The 16,190-nt window shown below is 44.6% G+C and carries 14 protein-coding genes; 7 read left to right on the top strand and 7 right to left on the bottom strand.

Features of this window, described 5'->3' with window-relative positions:
- Positions 1–378 precede the first annotated feature (378 nt).
- On the bottom strand, positions 379–1,119 hold the full coding sequence (locus tag T3H97_RS25575; protein WP_328801279.1) for an SDR family NAD(P)-dependent oxidoreductase: 741 nt from the start codon (positions 1,117–1,119) through the stop codon (positions 379–381).
- A gap of 157 nt (positions 1,120–1,276) precedes the next feature.
- On the opposite strand from T3H97_RS25575, the gene T3H97_RS25570 reads away from it, so the two are divergent.
- Positions 1,277–2,182, top strand: a complete 906-nt coding sequence (locus T3H97_RS25570; protein ID WP_328801278.1) for a LysR family transcriptional regulator — start codon at positions 1,277–1,279, stop codon at positions 2,180–2,182.
- 90 nt (positions 2,183–2,272) lie between these two features.
- On the opposite strand, the gene T3H97_RS25565 is transcribed toward T3H97_RS25570, so the two are convergent.
- Positions 2,273–3,142: an AraC family transcriptional regulator gene (locus T3H97_RS25565; RefSeq protein ID WP_328801277.1), complete on the bottom strand. Its 870-nt coding sequence runs from the start codon at positions 3,140–3,142 to the stop codon at positions 2,273–2,275.
- Positions 3,143–3,392: 250 nt separating this feature from the next.
- On the opposite strand from T3H97_RS25565, the gene rlmN reads away from it, so the two are divergent.
- From rlmN to T3H97_RS25550, 3 genes are all read left to right on the top strand, one after another.
- Positions 3,393–4,490, top strand: coding sequence for a dual-specificity RNA methyltransferase RlmN (rlmN, locus tag T3H97_RS25560; protein ID WP_328801276.1), 1,098 nt, complete (start codon positions 3,393–3,395; stop codon positions 4,488–4,490).
- A 139-nt stretch (positions 4,491–4,629) separates the two neighbouring features.
- Positions 4,630–5,331 carry a dihydroorotate dehydrogenase electron transfer subunit gene (locus tag T3H97_RS25555; RefSeq protein ID WP_328801275.1) on the top strand — a complete coding sequence of 234 codons (702 nt, stop codon included), beginning with the start codon at positions 4,630–4,632 and terminating at the stop codon, positions 5,329–5,331.
- Positions 5,312–6,244, top strand: a complete 933-nt coding sequence (locus tag T3H97_RS25550) for a dihydroorotate dehydrogenase (RefSeq protein ID WP_328801273.1) — start codon at positions 5,312–5,314, stop codon at positions 6,242–6,244. The genes T3H97_RS25555 and T3H97_RS25550 overlap by 20 nt, the downstream gene beginning before the upstream one ends.
- 98 nt (positions 6,245–6,342) lie before the next feature.
- Here the strand turns inward: T3H97_RS25550 and T3H97_RS25545 are convergent, their stop codons facing one another.
- The gene (locus tag T3H97_RS25545; protein WP_013312637.1) at positions 6,343–6,525 is read right to left on the bottom strand and encodes a hypothetical protein; all 183 of its coding nucleotides are present in this window, start codon (positions 6,523–6,525) and stop codon (positions 6,343–6,345) included.
- 229 nt (positions 6,526–6,754) lie between these two features.
- Between T3H97_RS25545 and T3H97_RS25540 the strand changes: the two genes are divergently transcribed.
- Positions 6,755–8,404, top strand: coding sequence for an ATP-binding protein (locus T3H97_RS25540; RefSeq protein WP_328801272.1), 1,650 nt, complete (start codon positions 6,755–6,757; stop codon positions 8,402–8,404).
- The gene (locus T3H97_RS25535; protein ID WP_328801271.1) at positions 8,401–9,138 is read left to right on the top strand and encodes a response regulator; all 738 of its coding nucleotides are present in this window, start codon (positions 8,401–8,403) and stop codon (positions 9,136–9,138) included. Before T3H97_RS25540 ends, T3H97_RS25535 begins: the two co-directional genes overlap by 4 nt.
- A 55-nt stretch (positions 9,139–9,193) precedes the next feature.
- On the opposite strand, the gene T3H97_RS25530 is transcribed toward T3H97_RS25535, so the two are convergent.
- Both T3H97_RS25530 and T3H97_RS25525 read right to left on the bottom strand, forming a co-directional pair.
- On the bottom strand, positions 9,194–10,213 hold the full coding sequence (locus T3H97_RS25530; protein WP_328801270.1) for a 2-hydroxyacid dehydrogenase: 1,020 nt from the start codon (positions 10,211–10,213) through the stop codon (positions 9,194–9,196).
- 17 nt (positions 10,214–10,230) lie between these two features.
- The gene (locus T3H97_RS25525; RefSeq protein WP_328801269.1) at positions 10,231–11,286 is read right to left on the bottom strand and encodes an AEC family transporter; all 1,056 of its coding nucleotides are present in this window, start codon (positions 11,284–11,286) and stop codon (positions 10,231–10,233) included.
- Positions 11,287–11,623: 337 nt separating this feature from the next.
- On the opposite strand from T3H97_RS25525, the gene mmuM reads away from it, so the two are divergent.
- Positions 11,624–12,571 carry a homocysteine S-methyltransferase gene (gene mmuM, locus T3H97_RS25520; RefSeq protein ID WP_328801268.1) on the top strand — a complete coding sequence of 316 codons (948 nt, stop codon included), beginning with the start codon at positions 11,624–11,626 and terminating at the stop codon, positions 12,569–12,571.
- A gap of 147 nt (positions 12,572–12,718) precedes the next feature.
- Here mmuM and T3H97_RS25515 read toward each other — a convergent pair whose 3' ends face one another.
- Positions 12,719–15,037, bottom strand: a complete 2,319-nt coding sequence (locus T3H97_RS25515) for a GDYXXLXY domain-containing protein (protein ID WP_328802881.1) — start codon at positions 15,035–15,037, stop codon at positions 12,719–12,721.
- 138 nt (positions 15,038–15,175) lie between these two features.
- Positions 15,176–16,066: an AraC family transcriptional regulator gene (locus tag T3H97_RS25510; protein WP_272639487.1), complete on the bottom strand. Its 891-nt coding sequence runs from the start codon at positions 16,064–16,066 to the stop codon at positions 15,176–15,178.
- Positions 16,067–16,190: the final 124 nt, after the last annotated feature.

Genomic DNA, 16,190 nt, shown 5'->3' with positions numbered 1-16,190 from the left:
ATTTTGGTTTAATGATGTGCTTGGGGATGGTCGTATTCATGACACTTTATAATCTATATACAAATGACTTGATTGGCACAATATCTCTAAAAGTAATGGTTTTCCAATTTATTTCTAAAAAGGTATTTGTGATTCTGTCTCTTTCATGCTGTATGGTCATTGGAATGGTTCTTTGTATGTCACTTTATGGATTGGGGACGGCTTACTTTTTTAATGGTCAGATCTTAATTGTAGGGCCGCTTGTTCGGTACTTATTTGCTAAATTCGTGAAAGGTACACGAATATCGGTATCTTTAAGCTAAAACGTATATACGATAGCTCAAAAGCCGTCTTCTGTCTGAGAAGGCGGCTTGTTTTTACCCAGAAGTCTCAGTATCCTTACAATGTTTGTCCGCTGTCCACCGTAATGATCTGGCCTGTCATGGCTTCTTGCTCCAAAGCAGAGCAGATCATGCTGGCGATATCCTCGGGCGTGGAAATCCGCTGTAGCAGCAGGTGAGGGGCCAATGTTTTCATTTGTTCTTCCCGGCCTGCCCACCATCTTGTCGCTACGGCTCCCGGCACGATGCAATTGACGCGAATATCCGGTGCCAGTGCTCGTGCTAAAGATTTGGTCAGCCCGTGGACGGCCGCTTTGGATACCGCATAGGGAAGAGAGGAACCTAGCCCTGTTTGTCCTGCTATACTTCCAAGATTGACGATAGCCCCTTGTTTACTACGCTTCATAAAAGGAGCTACGGCTCTGGCACAGTAAAACATGCCTTTTACATTTACATTAAATAGATCATCCCATACCTCTTCCGTGGCTGCCTCCAGATCATCCATAGGAATGTGATGCGTAGTGCTAGCGTTATTCACAAGTATATCAATCGTACCGAATTGATGGACAATCTGGTCAACCATAATTCGAACTTCCTGATCTCGGGAAACATCTGCCTGTAATGCGATAGCACGTCCGCCCTTTTCAAGGATCATACGTACAGTTTCCTCAGCATCGTTTTTAGAGCGGGAATAGTTTACGACTACCGTAGCTTTTCGATCTGCTAAGGCCATACATACGGCTCTCCCAATTCCTGTACCTCCACCTGTAACCAGTGCTACTTTTTGATGTAAATCCATATATATTCGCTCCTTCTCCAACCAGTTCATTTTGCGTCTGAAAATAATATGATCTGATATGTATCATTGTAGAGGATGTATTGTGTTCTGTATAATTGAATTAACTGAATTTACAATTCAATAAAATTGAATTAATTGTGCATATAGGAGACTGAGAATGGACATTAAAACACTCAAAACATTTCAAATGATTGTGAATTACGGGAGTTTTATGCGTGCAGCAGAAGAGTTGAATTATGCACAATCTACCGTGACGATGCAAATACAGAAGCTGGAGTCCGATATGGGAATTCAACTGATCGAACGGGGCAAGAAAATAAAGTTAACTGAAGCGGGCAGGATGTTTTACGAGCAAAGTCTACATATTGTAAAGGATATGGAGCAATTGCATAAAAATATGGACAATCTGCAAAGAGGAACCGCAGGCAACATTCGTATAGGAGTGACCGAACCGACTGCCAGTTACCGATTACCAGAAATTTTAAAACGTTTCTTAACCCATTATCCGAACATTCAGATTTCTGTTGAGTTTGGGAATACCCCTACCTTAAGCGAGCGTATTCTCAAGGGAGATATTGACTTAGCGCTGTGTTCCACACCGGATGTGGGCACAGAGCTATATTTTGAACCTTTATTTAGGGAGAAATTTGTAGTTTTGATGCCTGAAAATCACCCGCTTGCGGAAAAAGAAAACATTGCGCCAGAGGATTTACAGGGGCATCGGTTGCTTATTACATCGGCCACCTGTCCATATCGTCGCAAACTTGAAATGGTCATGAAGGAATATGGAATAACCACGCTAGACACGATGGAAATTGGCAGCATGACGGCTCTGAAATTTTATGTGGAAAGCGATTTGGGTATTGCCCTTGTGCCACAAATTCTGGTCAGTCCTATCCCGGCAGGAGCAGCGGTGAGAGAATTAAGCGGCAGCCTGATCGATATGACCTTCGGCCTTCTTTGCAAAGCAACAGACTATCCGCTAAAGCCGGCAGATTCAAAACTATATTCTGTGTTGAAAGAGGAGCTTGGGGAATTGCCTGGGAGCATTAAGCTAGAGTAGCGAGTATGCAGGGAATTGTGTATTCTGTCACCTTATGATGTAAATGCAGTACGGTATAAAACCGACTGCAATAGGCAGTCGGTTCGTTTTTTACTTTTTCTTAATCGGAATCCAAACTTCACTTCGGTAGTCTTCAGCATGTGAATCTCCCATAGTATACACTTCCAGTTCCGGGCCGCCTGAATGCTCATAATTACTGGCAGGGAACCATTCCTGAAAAATTCTTTGCCATACCTTTTGGATCGAGTGAGGCATAGGACCGATGGATGTGAACACTGCCCAGGTTGAAGCCGGAATGGTTCTGGATTCCAGCCCATTCGCGGTCGCTACGTCTTCGCTGCCTTCTGCGGCGATTAAGTAACTAAACGTCTCTTCTTCATGTTTGAAATCCAAACAAATACCGAGGATATCGTCGCCTGTCCCCAAGGCATGAATCCGATCCGATGTACCATCCGCATTCAGTTCGTTCCAGAATTTTGGGATTTCTCTAAGATTATCACCGTTCTTAGTGGTGACTTGAATGGACTTGCCAATGACCGTAAAGGCCGCTTTCTCTACAATTTTGTAATCCATTTCCTGTTCTCCCTTCAACGATAGATGGAAGGTGATGCGTGGAAAGGCTTTCAGGTTTACCCCAGGGCTTCTGGCCTCAGAGGGAGAAATACCGTGTACCTTTCGGAACGCTTTAGAAAAAGATTCGGGGGAATCATATCCGTATTTGAACGCTACATCCAGCACCTTGGCGGAAGAAAGACTCAATTCCTGAGCAGCCAAGGTCAATCGACGTTTGCGTACATATTCTGCAACCGTGACGCCGGTTAGCATATGAAACATACGCTGAAAATGGAAAGGAGACGAATAGGCTGCCTTTGCAATTTCATCAATATCGAGTGGCTGCTGCATTCTCTCTTCCATCAGATCTAGTGCGCTCTTGATCCGAAGCAACCATTCCAACCGCATCACCTTCCTTGGTTGTAATCATATCATTAGGAGCATCTGTAATCCTGTCTTTGCGTGCTCTTGTTGAACAGGAAAAACAATGTACCTGCCCCCTTGTGTTCATAATTAAAATTTGGGACAATGAAGGAGGCGTCTAAATAGCGCAGATTGCTTAAACATGCTATGATGCAATGATAGTTGAGACGAGTCGTGATGGCTAGGGTTTATATATAGAAATACGAATTTGAATGTTTTGAAAAGAGGATCGAACATGAAAAAAGAATCCATTTATGGATTAACGCTAGATCAATTGACAGCATGGCTCATCGAGCATGGACATAAGAAATCCCGGGCATTGCAGGTATGGGACGCATTGTATCGGAAGCGGGTTACTGATTTTGCAGCGATGGCAGAGGTTCATGAGGATTGTGCTCGCCTGTTGGCAGAGCACTTTTCCATTGAAACACTTGAAGAACACGTGAAGCAACAGTCAGCAGACGGGACGGTCAAGTTCTTGTTCCGGCTTCAGGATGGTAATTTGATTGAGACGGTATTGATGCGGCATAAGTTTGGCTTATCCGTATGTGTGACTACGCAGGTAGGATGTAACATTGGGTGCAGCTTCTGTGCGAGCGGATTGTTGAAGAAGAGCCGTGACCTGTCCAGCGGTGAAATTGTAGAGCAAATTATGAAGGTCCAGCTGTATCTGGATCAGGAACGTCCGGGCGACCAAGTCAGTCATGTTGTTGTGATGGGAATTGGCGAACCGTTTGATAACTTCGTGAACCTGTCCGATTTCATTCGGGTCATTAAGGATCACAAAGGGCTAGCGATTGGGCCGCGGCATATTACCGTGTCCACAAGTGGACTGGCTGATAAAATCATTGAATTTGCAGATTCCGACCTGCATGTCAATCTGGCGATCTCCCTCCACGCTCCGAATAATGAGATTCGTACTCGCATTATGAAGATCAACCGGGCAATTCCGATTGAGAAACTCATGCAGGCGATTGATTATTATTTGGATAAAACGAATCGTCGGATTACGCTGGAGTACATCTTGCTGAAGGATGTTAATGACGGTAAGGAGCATGCGCTCGAACTGGCTGAGCTGGTGGGCCATCGTCGTAATCTGGCCAATGTAAACCTGATTCCGTACAATCCGGTGGATGAGCATAGCCAATACCAGCGGAGTGAGTCGGAGTCGATTACTGGCTTCTATGATGTGCTGAAAAAACAAGGCATTAGCTGTAGTGTTCGGCTGGAGCATGGAGTCGATATTGACGCAGCCTGCGGACAGCTACGCAGCAAGCAAATTCGCAAGGATGCCAAGGGTAGCCGCAATGCGGAGCGCGAAGCCATTAGTTAAATACACAAGCGTACTCTCTAACAGGAGTACGCTTTTTTATATCACGAGTAGCAGGGCGAAACGTTGCCCGCAAATGTGAAAATAGTCACGTAATAGTTGCTGCTTTTACGTTATAGTGAGTGGTTAGTGGAGGGGTTATATGGCTAACGTAATTTCGAATGTGACGCTCGTTCCGGGCATCTATGTGATGAAAATAGAGGGAAAGTTTAAAGGGAACATGGGGCAGTTTTACATGCTGCGCAGCGGGGCAGGTTACCCACTGCTGCCCAGACCCATCAGCATTTATGATATCGGGGAAGAGAGTATTTCCTTTTTGTACCGGGTTGTTGGAGAGGGGACAAATCTGTTCTCCCAATTACAGCCTGGTCAGGAAATTCAGTTAGAAGGACCTTTCGGAAACGGTTTTCCGCAGATAGAGGGTAGTTTGGCTTTAATCGGCGGTGGCATGGGCACAGCTCCGTTGCTGTTGGCTGCAAAGTATTACCCGCATGCGCACGTTTATCTGGGGTTTGCACAGCAAGCCTTCGGGGTTGAAGCGTTCGAAGCTGTGGCGGCATCTGTACAGGTCAAGGTAGGGGGAAGCATCGTCGAACAGGTCGATCCGACGCTCTATGCAAATATGTTCTCTTGCGGGCCAACTCCGATGTTGAAAGCACTCGCCATGAAAACGGTGGATACATCGTCCCGTTTATATATTTCAACTGAAAGACACATGGCCTGTGGTATTGGCGCATGTTTGGGCTGTACGATGCGTACCCGTGGAGGCAATCGGAGGGTATGTAAAGAAGGGCCTGTATTCCCGGTGGAGGAGGTGGAGTTCGATGATCTCCATGGCGTGTAATATTGCGGGTGTACCGTTCAAGAACCCAATCATCATGGCTTCCGGTACGTTTGGATTCGGACGTGAGTATGCGGAATTTTATTCTCCTGAATTATTGGGCGGCATCGTCGGCAAGGGACTTACCTTGCATCCGAAGGCTGGTAATACGGGATCACGAATACATGAGACAGCATCCGGCATGCTCAATAGTGTGGGGCTGGAGAATCCGGGGGTTGCCGCCTTTTTGAAGGATGAGCTAGATGACATGACTCACTGGAACACGGCTATTATTGCCAACGTAGGCGGCTCCAATCTGGAGGAATATGTTCAGGCCGTAGCGATGATTACGGAAAACGCGCAAAAACGACGCACGATGAATCGAAGAGGCGTTGATATGCTGGAATTGAACATTTCATGTCCCAATGTGAAGCAGGGTGGAATGCAATTTGGTATCCAGACGGAGGTAGCGCGGGAGGTTGTGCGTCAGGTGCGCAATGTGACGGCACTTCCGTTGGTTGTCAAGCTGTCTCCAAACGCAGAGAACATCACGCAGATGGCGGTTATGTGCGAGGAAGAAGGCGCAGACGGAGTTTCGCTGATCAATACATTTTCTGCAATGAAAATAGATATACGCCGGCGTCGCAGTGTCTTCGCCAACACGTATGCTGGTCTTTCTGGCCCGGCAATTAAACCGATTGCTTTGCGCATGGTTCACCAGGTGTCGCAGGCGGTGTCGATTCCGGTGATTGGAATGGGCGGGATTAGCTCGGTGGAGGATATTATTGAATTCACCATGGCAGGGGCCGCTGCAATTCAGGTGGGAACGTACAATTTTGTCCATTTACATGCAGGGGCTGAGCTGGTACATGGCCTTGAACAATGGATGCAGCGGGAAAAGGTGCAGTCATTGGATGAGATACGGGGAATTTTGTGAATTTGGAACCTTTTTGCATACACTAATTCATATAAAACCGGCTTGTCTTTTAAAGACAAGCCGGTTTTATTTATTTTACTGAAATAGCCAAGCTTTAACTAGTGGTTAATATCGCACTTGTTCAAGATGAACGAAATTTGATTTTCCAGTCGATGAATGGCTTCCTCGGACGCCTGGTCGTTTGCACCTTGTTCCTGAAGCGCAGCGAGTTCCTGCTTGAGCTGATGAAGGTCTTGTCCTGCATTAGCGCAGTTGTAATTGCTTTCGAGATTGTCAATCATCCGATATCCTCCATTTCGTTAGGTATACGTCCTTATTATGGAGAATTGATTCTTCCTTATTCAGCATATTGTTTTATTTCAGATAGAGGCTGCGTTTGTTGTCGGTGGAGGTTTATACAGCTTGTAGATTAAAGAAGGAAATTGTCAAACGGTGTCGAATATCAAGGGATTATAGGAGCAGAAGACATGCTCTTCTTCCCGATGGAGAGCTTGAGAAAGAAGCTAGGTGATGGGGTTGCGGTTAAAAGGTAAGTCGAAACCGAGACGACAATTCAAAGTTTCGCTACAATTCATGATTATTATTTTGGTTGTTTTAGTTATCATTATTTCTTTAATTATATCCTTGCTTCTCATTCGCAATTTCGTGATTAACAAGCATTTTGATAATACGAAGGAAAAACTTTCGGGTATTGCCAAGATGGTTGCCAGTGACAACGATGTTATTCGTAATGTTGAGCAGGGAGTTCCTGTGAAGCAGATCCAAGACTACTCGCTTGGAGTCATGCACAACGTTAATGTGGATTTTGTTGTCATTCTGAACCACGATTTAATTCGGCTATCTCATCCGAATGCAACGATGGTTGGTAAACCGTTCTCTGATTTGAATGATGCCAGAAGAGCACTATCCGGTCAGGGACATTTTTCTGAGAATATAGGTATTTTGGGCAAAGGTTACCGATATTTTACGCCGATATTTAATCAACAGCATGAGGTCATTGGCATTGTATGTGTAGGGCTGACCATGAGAACCCTAAATCATGATTTGATGCAGGCGCAGTATACCATTTTTGGGGGGCTGATGCTGGGGCTCTTTAGCGGAGTTTTGGGCGCGATCATTCTGGCTCAGAAAATCAAAACCATTTTATTTGGGCTTGAGCCGCAAGAGATAGCAACACGATTGCGCGAAAAAGAAATTATTGAAAATGAGGTCGCTGAAGGAATTATAGCCATTTCGGCTGACAAGAAAATTATGCTCATGAACAAAGAAGCTCAGGCCAAGTATCAACTGGCAAACCAAGAGATGAAAGCCCCGATTGGCGAGCAGCTAGATACCAACTTTTATAACGTGCTCTTCAAGAGAGTGTTTGATGATAAAAAGAAAATCAAGGATCGCTCATTTTATGTGAATGGTATAGAAGTCATTGCGACAGTAACCCCTATATATATTGAAAATGAGTTTTTTGGGGCAGTTGCAACGCTGCGCGACCAATCCGAGATGATTCATCTTAGCAACCAGTTAAGTGGTACAAAATATTATATTAACTCCCTTCGCGGACAGACCCATGAATTTATGAACAAAATGCACGTAATATCCGGACTGATTGAAATGAGGAAATATGCGGAGGTCAGTCAATATATTCAGCAGCTAAATCACCGGTATCAAGATGAGGTAGGCTTTTTGACGGAGAGAATTAAAGTACCGGCATTAGCAGGTTTTATTATGGGTAAAATCAACGAAGCACGCGAACAGAATATTTCGGTTCTTCTTGCAGAAAGCTCGAATGTCTCTAATGTGGAGATGCAGGATATCGTTCATGATGTCATACACATCCTGGGTAATTTTTTTGACAACGCCATAGATTCCATCTTACAAAAGAAAGAACCCGGCAAAATTGAGCTGAAATTGAACTATGAGTGTGAGGGAAATGTATTCATTTTGAAAGTGAAAGATAATGGGCTGGGGATTGATTTTGAGATGCAAAAGAGAATATTCGAGCATGGTTTTTCAACCAAAGGAGAAGACAGAGGCTACGGCTTGAATCTGGTTAAAACCATGGTGGAAAATCATCAAGGAATCATTGAGCTTGATAGCCAACCGGGTCTGGGAACAAGCATATATGTAGAGTTGCCCTGTACATTGGAGGTGACAAACGAATGAAAGTTCTAATTGTTGAGGATGATCCGATGGTTGCTGAGCTCAATCAACAGTTTATCGAGCGCATGGACAATTTGGACGTTGTATGTAAGGCAGATACCGTCAAGAAAGCACAGGACTGCCTTCAAAAATGGTCACCGGATCTGGTATTACTGGACGTTTATTTACCTGGAAAAAGCGGATTAACTTTATTATCACATATGCAGGAGCATCAGTATCATGCTTCGGTTATTTTAATTACGGCTGCAAAAGATATTCAGACGGTGAAGGAAGCTGTTTTTTATGGTGTTGCAGACTATTTAATTAAACCCTTTACATTCGAACGCTTTAGACTGGCTGTTGAGAAAATCCAGCGTCTGGCCACGGTGATGGAGGAAGGGAACGGAATTAATCAAGCTGTTATTGACCATTATTTTAATAAAGAAGAGCATGCGGGTGTGGAAAAGAAAAAACCTGTTGAACATCCATCGCATAATCTACCGAAAAACCTGTCTAAAAATTTGTCCAAACTGACCATGACCACGATACTGAAGAGTATTCAAGATCTGGACGGACCCTTCTCGGTTGAAACGTTAGCCAGAGAAGTGGACTTGTCCCGTATCACGGTAAAAAAATATATTCAGTTCCTGGTGGACGATGGCTTTCTGGTTGAATCGATAGAATACCACAAGGTTGGCAGGCCGCTAATGCTCTATCAGTTGAATCCTGATATAAAAGAACCGCCATTTCCATTGTAATCTGGAAATAGCGGTTCTTTTTTTGTTCAACAAAGGTGCCGAGCTTCCTAATTATTTATTTCATAGAGAGGACAGGAAGTGGGACCAGGTTATCTGAAGAATGAGTTGTAACGATATCATGGAAGTTGTCGTAGCTAGTTTCAATCATGTTGGATAACGCCGTAACGGTATTCGAGCCAGCATGAGGCGTTACCAAAACTCTTGGATACAGCTCCACAAGCTTCTGGATCGTTGGGTCCGGGAGCATTTGCCATGGTTCAAACGCTTTGAAAAATAGTTCTTCCTCTTTAGGGAAGACATCTGTCCCAAATCCCTCCAAATGATTACTGAGTAAAGCGTCCAGAATGGCTTGATTATCTTGTAATTCTCCACGTGAGGTATTGATGAGGATAGAGCCCTTTTTCATTTTTGCTAAAAAGCTGGCATTAATCATTTGGTCGTTCTGTCCCGGCAGATAAGGAACATGCACACTAACGACATCGCTCTCTGCCAGTAGTTCATCCAAGGTTGTGAATGGAATGACTTCCTTGGCTGCGTCGGATGGGTACACATCATAGCCGATAACAGAAGCTCCTAATCCTTTAAACAATTTGGCTTCCGTCAGACCAATACGACCGACCCCGATAATCCCAACTTTACAATTGTGAATCTCTTTGCTGAATGTATGCTCATCCACAATAAAATTTTTGAACGAGCTTTTGGTAGTCATATAAGCGGTGTGTCGGAACAGCATCATCGCTAAGGTCAAGGAGAGCTCGGCGATGGCATTCGGAGAGTAGGATGGCACGCGTGCCACCTTCATTCCGAATTCGCTGCAGGCATCCAAATCAATGTGGTTGATTCCGACTGTTCTGGTGAAAACATATCGAATGCCGTATTCATTGAATTTTGTGATATTTTCCCGATTGGCAGCACAGTTTCCTCTTAGCAAAACGGCATCGTGATGCTGTGCCAATTCTGCATTGCTGGTGGTTAACAACTCTTCTACCAGCGTTAGTTGGAAGTTATATTTATTGAGCTCCTGGAAATAGGGTTTCTCATAAGAACGGACACCATAGCAAATGATTTTTAACATGTTGTTTTCCCCCTGATTTAGAAAATTCCAATTTTATCAATGACATTGAGCGTAACGATCCACACTGGAATCATGACGACAGAAGTAATAGTTGATAGAAGCGATGCATTGGAGGTCAATATGGCTTCCTTATCAAAACTGATGGCATAGGCTGCGGCTACGGTTGCTGTAGGAGTAGCCATCATGATGACAATAGTAGCTAAAGCGACCGAATCGACTGACAGAATATGAGATACAGTCAACAAAGCCAGCAAGACGATGTTAACAATAGGTACAAGCCAAACCTTAACGATGCTGTAATACCAAGAGGTCTTATCCGTAGCTGCCGTCTTGAAGCTGATCTCCCCTAATGTCGAGCCAATCGATAACCAGGCTAACGGAGAAGCTAGTCCAGCAAGGTAGGTCATGGGCTTGAACAGCCAGACAGCGGTTTGATCAATTCTTAGAAAGGCGAACTGCTGGATGGCCCCATCCTCTGTAGCTACACTCATCTGTGGCAAATAACCTTGAAATAACCAAACAAACAGGCCTAGAAACGTGGCGATAACGATTGGATTTAAAAACATGGTTTTGAGATTTTTAAGCTCCATTTTTAAGCCGCTCATTTTGATATAGCCGTAGGAGTATAAGAAAATGCGGTACCCTATATTAAAAATGGAGCTGTACATCACTCCGGTAGGGCCGTAAATGGCTCCGACAATTGGAATCCCGAAGAAAGTCGTAGAACCGAAAATGGTTAACACCCGCAAAACATCCTGTTTATCCTTGTTGTAACTCAGGAAAAACGGTTTAGATATAAAGATGAGAATAATATAAATTAGAACTCCCCATATTAAAACATTCATTCCTTGTTTTAACATTGTAGGATTGATATCCTGCATGAAAGAATTAAACGCTAGTGCTGGTAGAGCCACGGTTAGAACAACCTTGGATAACATCTTTCCTACTGCTGCGTTAAAAATCCCCTTTTTACGGCAAAAGAAACCAAGAAGGATAATAAAAACGGTGGAAGCGATAGAACTGAGAATTTTGTTATCTGTTAAGGTCGCTGTAATCATTTCTAGTAAAGACATAGATAAAACCCTCTCTTGTACCTTTTTTCACATAAATGACGATGCAGAATGTGACGATGCAATTCCCTGATCTTTTGGCCAAAGTGTTGGTTTGCACTTTTATAGTAAAATGACTTTGTGAAAAAAAGAACAATATCTAATTAATTTAACTTATGAAACTAATTTAAAAAATTTATACATTACATCAGATGGCAAATGAAACGAGAGGGGACGACGTCTTCACGGAATGATTATTTCTTGGCTTTGTGAGTGCTCATCAACATTCGTGCTATAATGTAAATCATTAAAACCCACTTGATTAGTGGGTTAAATAGAAAAGACGAGCAGGAGGGGCCACATGAATCCGATACAACATATACTGGACGAATTTCAGCTGATCGTGCTGGACGGCGCAATGGCGACCGAGCTGGAGCGTCATGGACATGATCTGAACGATAGCTTATGGTCAGCTAAAATCCTCCATGAGCACCCGGAGTCGATCAAGCGTGTACATAGGGATTATTTTGAAGCTGGGGCAGACTGTGCGATTACTGCGAGCTATCAGGCTACCGTTGAAGGCTATGTTAAACGAGGCCTAAGCGAAAATGAGGCGCTGGAGCTGATTCAATCATCGGTGCGGATTGCTGTGCAGGCACGCGATGAGTTTTGGGCTGACGTGACGGCTACTGCTAGTCAGCGACATCGTCCCAAGCCGCTAGTCGCGGCCTCTGTTGGCCCTTACGGGGCGTTTTTGGCAGATGGGTCAGAGTATCGCGGCGATTACAAGCTGAGCGAGGAACAGCTAGTGGAGTTTCACAGGCCACGTATGAAAGCTCTGATCGAGGCGGGTGCAGATATTTTAGCTTGTGAAACGATACCCTGTCTGGTTGAAGCCAAGGCCATCGCCCGATTGCTGAAGGAATTCCCTGGCACGTATGCCTGGATCAGCTTTAGCGCAAAGGATGGACAGCATATCAGCAATGGTGAGTCTGCCGCTGCATGCGCTGAGTGGCTGAATGGGCATGAGCAAGTGGCTGCTGTAGGAATCAATTGCACTTTGCCGAAATTTGTTCCATCGCTTATTCATGAAATACGCAGCCACACGGATAAGCCTGTGGTGGTATATCCCAACTTGGGGGAGGAATATGACCCGGTCACCAAGACATGGCACGGCAGCACTTGCACTGAGACGTTCGGACAAAGTGCCCGCCAATGGTATGAAGCGGGAGCTCGTCTGATTGGTGGTTGTTGCCGGACTCAGCCGCAGGATATTGAGGAAATAGCATCATGGACGAGAGATGTATAAACGAGGATAAGCGTAGCGTAGGGATAAAGGTTATCTATAAGAGGGTAACTCGATGACCCGAAAAAACAAGCAGGCTGAACCAAGTGGTGCTCCAGCAATGGAGCAGCTTGGTTCAGCCTGCTTCGTTAACTATCTGCGCCGATCTGGTCAGCTTTCTGCCAAACGTTCCAGCAGCGCGTCCCCATTGCGGCTCACCCGAATATGGGCAAAATGTGCGTTCTGTTCTACAGTACGTCCGGTTCCCTCAGGGATGAAATAATTCTCAATACCGTACACAATACGAGAACCATACCACTGTCCATTTAGAATGACCTCATGACTGGCAAGTTTTTCGCCATCTTGATATAGGCGATCAGCGACGTATACTCCTTGGTTATCTGGTGTGAGAACGACTTTGACCTTGCCTCGGCTCCATTCTTCCTCCTGAAGAGGGGTCTTGGAAGGAGGGGTAGATATGTCGTAATTCAGTGCCACATAATCGCCTTGTAGCAGGGAGCGCGGGTCTATAGGAGCCAGTTTGAGCTTAATGGAAGCCCCTGTGGCGAGCAGGGTTTCACTTCTCGCCGTCTGATACCCGATGATCCCCAGCTGTAGCACGATGACAATGGCAATGAGTAGCGGGCTTAAGCGCATAAAGCTAAAGCTGCGGTGGTCGGCATCGAATGCTGCTTTGCCGCTATGGGCCATTCGCCGATCCGCCCACCAGGTAATTCCGAGCGCAATGATCCCCAGTAGCGCCAGGGTAAAAGATTTATACAGTAGCGTCCACAATAAATCATAGTATTTGAAACCGATAAAAATAAACCAGAAGACAACGCTCGTGATGGCCTCCGATTTTTGTTTCAGACGGGCAAAGGCAAAGACCATCCCGGTAACGATAACAAAATAAAAAATGTTAATGAACATATAAGAGTGTGGAATGACATCCTCGAAAAACGTCGCCCAAAACAGGAACAACAAGCTGAAAAATAATGAGCTATTCCGCAGATGTTCTTTTAACTCCGTCTTGAATATAAAGTAACTTACCCCATATAACACGGCATTGACGATGAAAAGAGAGAAGATGATGAACTTATAGGTCCAGTTCCAACCATCCCACTCCTGATACTGCTGAAATAAAATGGTCGCCAGATTCAGGTTTACAAAGGTGTAGGCAAAAAACAACTGCCTTTTCCCTTTGGAGCGGAACCATCCAGCGATGGAAACGATCAGAAATAATACCGAAAGCAACGTCTGATCTGACCACAGAATGGCCGCCAAGCCTGTAATATAGCTGATGGTCAGCAGTGTATAACGTATTACCGAATCCAGCTTGGATTCCGGTATGACAATCATCGAAATCATAAGCAGCAACGACACAACCAACAGTACATATTCGGTGTGGTTTACATTCGTGCTAATCATAATCAATCCGATGAGAGAAATACTACCGATCAGCACTCCAACCACTTTGATTACACGGGATACGGTTTTGCTGATCCATTCACTGCCACGTTCCTCGGGAACGGTCGTCTCAGTCTTTGATGTACTGATGTCCGTTGTCCCTGTATCAGATTTCGCGATACTTCCCTTTTCCTCATTGGATATCTCACCTGCTTCCGGCGGTGTTTTTCCCAAACGATTCAAATAACGGAAAAACCACACGTTACCCGTCAGCAGCAGCGCCACAAAAATCAAACCAAAAACAAAAAACAGAGATGAGGAGTACGCCTCAGCCAGCTCTATAAATTTAAAGACGGCAAAAGCCGAGAGTGCCAATGCATTCAAGGTCAGTAGCGTTTTATTCAGCTGCACCTTGGTAAATATATAAAATCCTAAAGCAATCACAGCGATATGCGGTATATTCATAACCAGGCCATACCCATCAAATGCAAAAGAGTTGGTCATCGCCAACATGGCTATATGGAAAACCGTAAAGCTCATATATTGTAGTGGAGCAGAGTGTATACGATGAAGGAACGTCAATAAAAATAGCAGCAGATTGACTATTGCGAACATTCCGGCAATGGACAACGATTCCAGCTCGCTATAAGGCGCGCTTTGCATCGTAGGGTAAAAATAAAGCCACAAACCAAGATGAATTAGTACATAAGACAGCATATAAAAAGGATTGTAGCGAGTAATCCAGCTAAGCAGTAGAGCCGGCACCGACCAAATGAAAAACAATCCGTAGCTGTCCGCATGGGAATTGTAAATTTGACCGAGCAATGCCACGGAAACGCCAAAGGCTATACAGCCAGCCACCAAAAACATATTAGACAGAAAAGCTTGTTGGCCGGGAACAGCACGTATCCGTGCAAATACAAAAGACAAGCCATAGAACAGAACAATAAGCGCAGCAGCAAGTACAATCTTGGATGTCCGATCCAGTCCGCCCCAATTGGAGGCGAAAAAATAAATAATTGCGGCCAGTATCAGTGAGATGCCCAGCAGATAGCCCGTACGTATCGCATTGAATCGCAACATGGATTTCACGTACCTTTCCTGTTGGTTTGATGCCTATTATAGCGTTGAAAGGGCTCAGAACCAAGTGGAAATTAGGATCAGGTCATAAAAAGAGAGCCACCGTATACTGTGGCTCTCTTTAACGTTACTGGATTCCGACTAAGCGTTGACGGTACGAATCTCTTGCCGGGACTGATGTCGGAAACGATACTCACGCGGTGGAATCCCTGCTGTTTTCTTAAATGCCTTGGAAAAGGTGGACATATCGGTATAGCCGATGGACTGGGCTATGATCGACAAATTGTAGGTTGTCTGCTCCAGTAATCTTTTGGCTTCGTTAATCTTGAGGTTTTGTAAATACTTGGCGGGAGAGATGAGGAAGGTGGAATGGAACTTACGTGAAAAATGCGCACGATCCACACCTACATGCTCGGCAATTTGCTCAATCGTAACACGGTCACAATAATGCATTTCAATGTAATCTTTCCCCTGCTGGAGCCAATAATCAGAGCATACAAAGTTGCGCAGCACGTCAGATGTGTTGCGGGACAACTCCTCGAAGATCTGATGCAGTGTAATCAAGCGGGCCAGATCGCTACCCTGTCTGTTGTCGTTTACGATGGAAAACAGGTTGGAGATAAGTTCGAGGATTTCCTCGCTCACTGCGTTAGCCATAAATGGCGTAGAGGGATTAATTCCGATCCGCTCCAGCAATGCGAGGGACTTGGGTCCCTCAAAGGCAATCCATACCTTTTGCAACGGGTGCTCGTGATCGGTGTAATATTCATGGGCAAGATGCGGAAAAAAACAGAATAAATCAGACTTTTGGACACGGTACTTCTGTTGCTTATAAATAAACTCAGCCTGACCTTCAAGTACAAAAATCAAATAAAAATAAGGAACAGCCTTGGGACCGACATGGCAGCTTGTTTTCGAAATATCCATACCCAGTCTGACTGGCCAAATGGCGCTGGATTTTTCTAGTTCGGTAGCTGTGAAATAATGGTCTTCCACGATGTCGAAGTGATCTTCATTTTTTGCTCTTTTCATAACTTGTCACCTCTCCTTTGGTGGAGATAAGGGAATTTTGATTTTATTGTATATAAAGGAAAGCACAATTACAAGTTAATTCATTGGAATTAAGGGTTATATAATTAAAACTACGTATGCCAAA

It is taken from the genome of Paenibacillus sp. LX16 (assembly GCF_036252815.1).
GTDB classification, from domain to species: Bacteria; Bacillota; Bacilli; order Paenibacillales; family Paenibacillaceae; genus Paenibacillus; species Paenibacillus polymyxa_B.
Note: the sequence above shows the minus strand (reverse complement) of the source record. Positions and strands in the feature narration are given on the sequence as shown.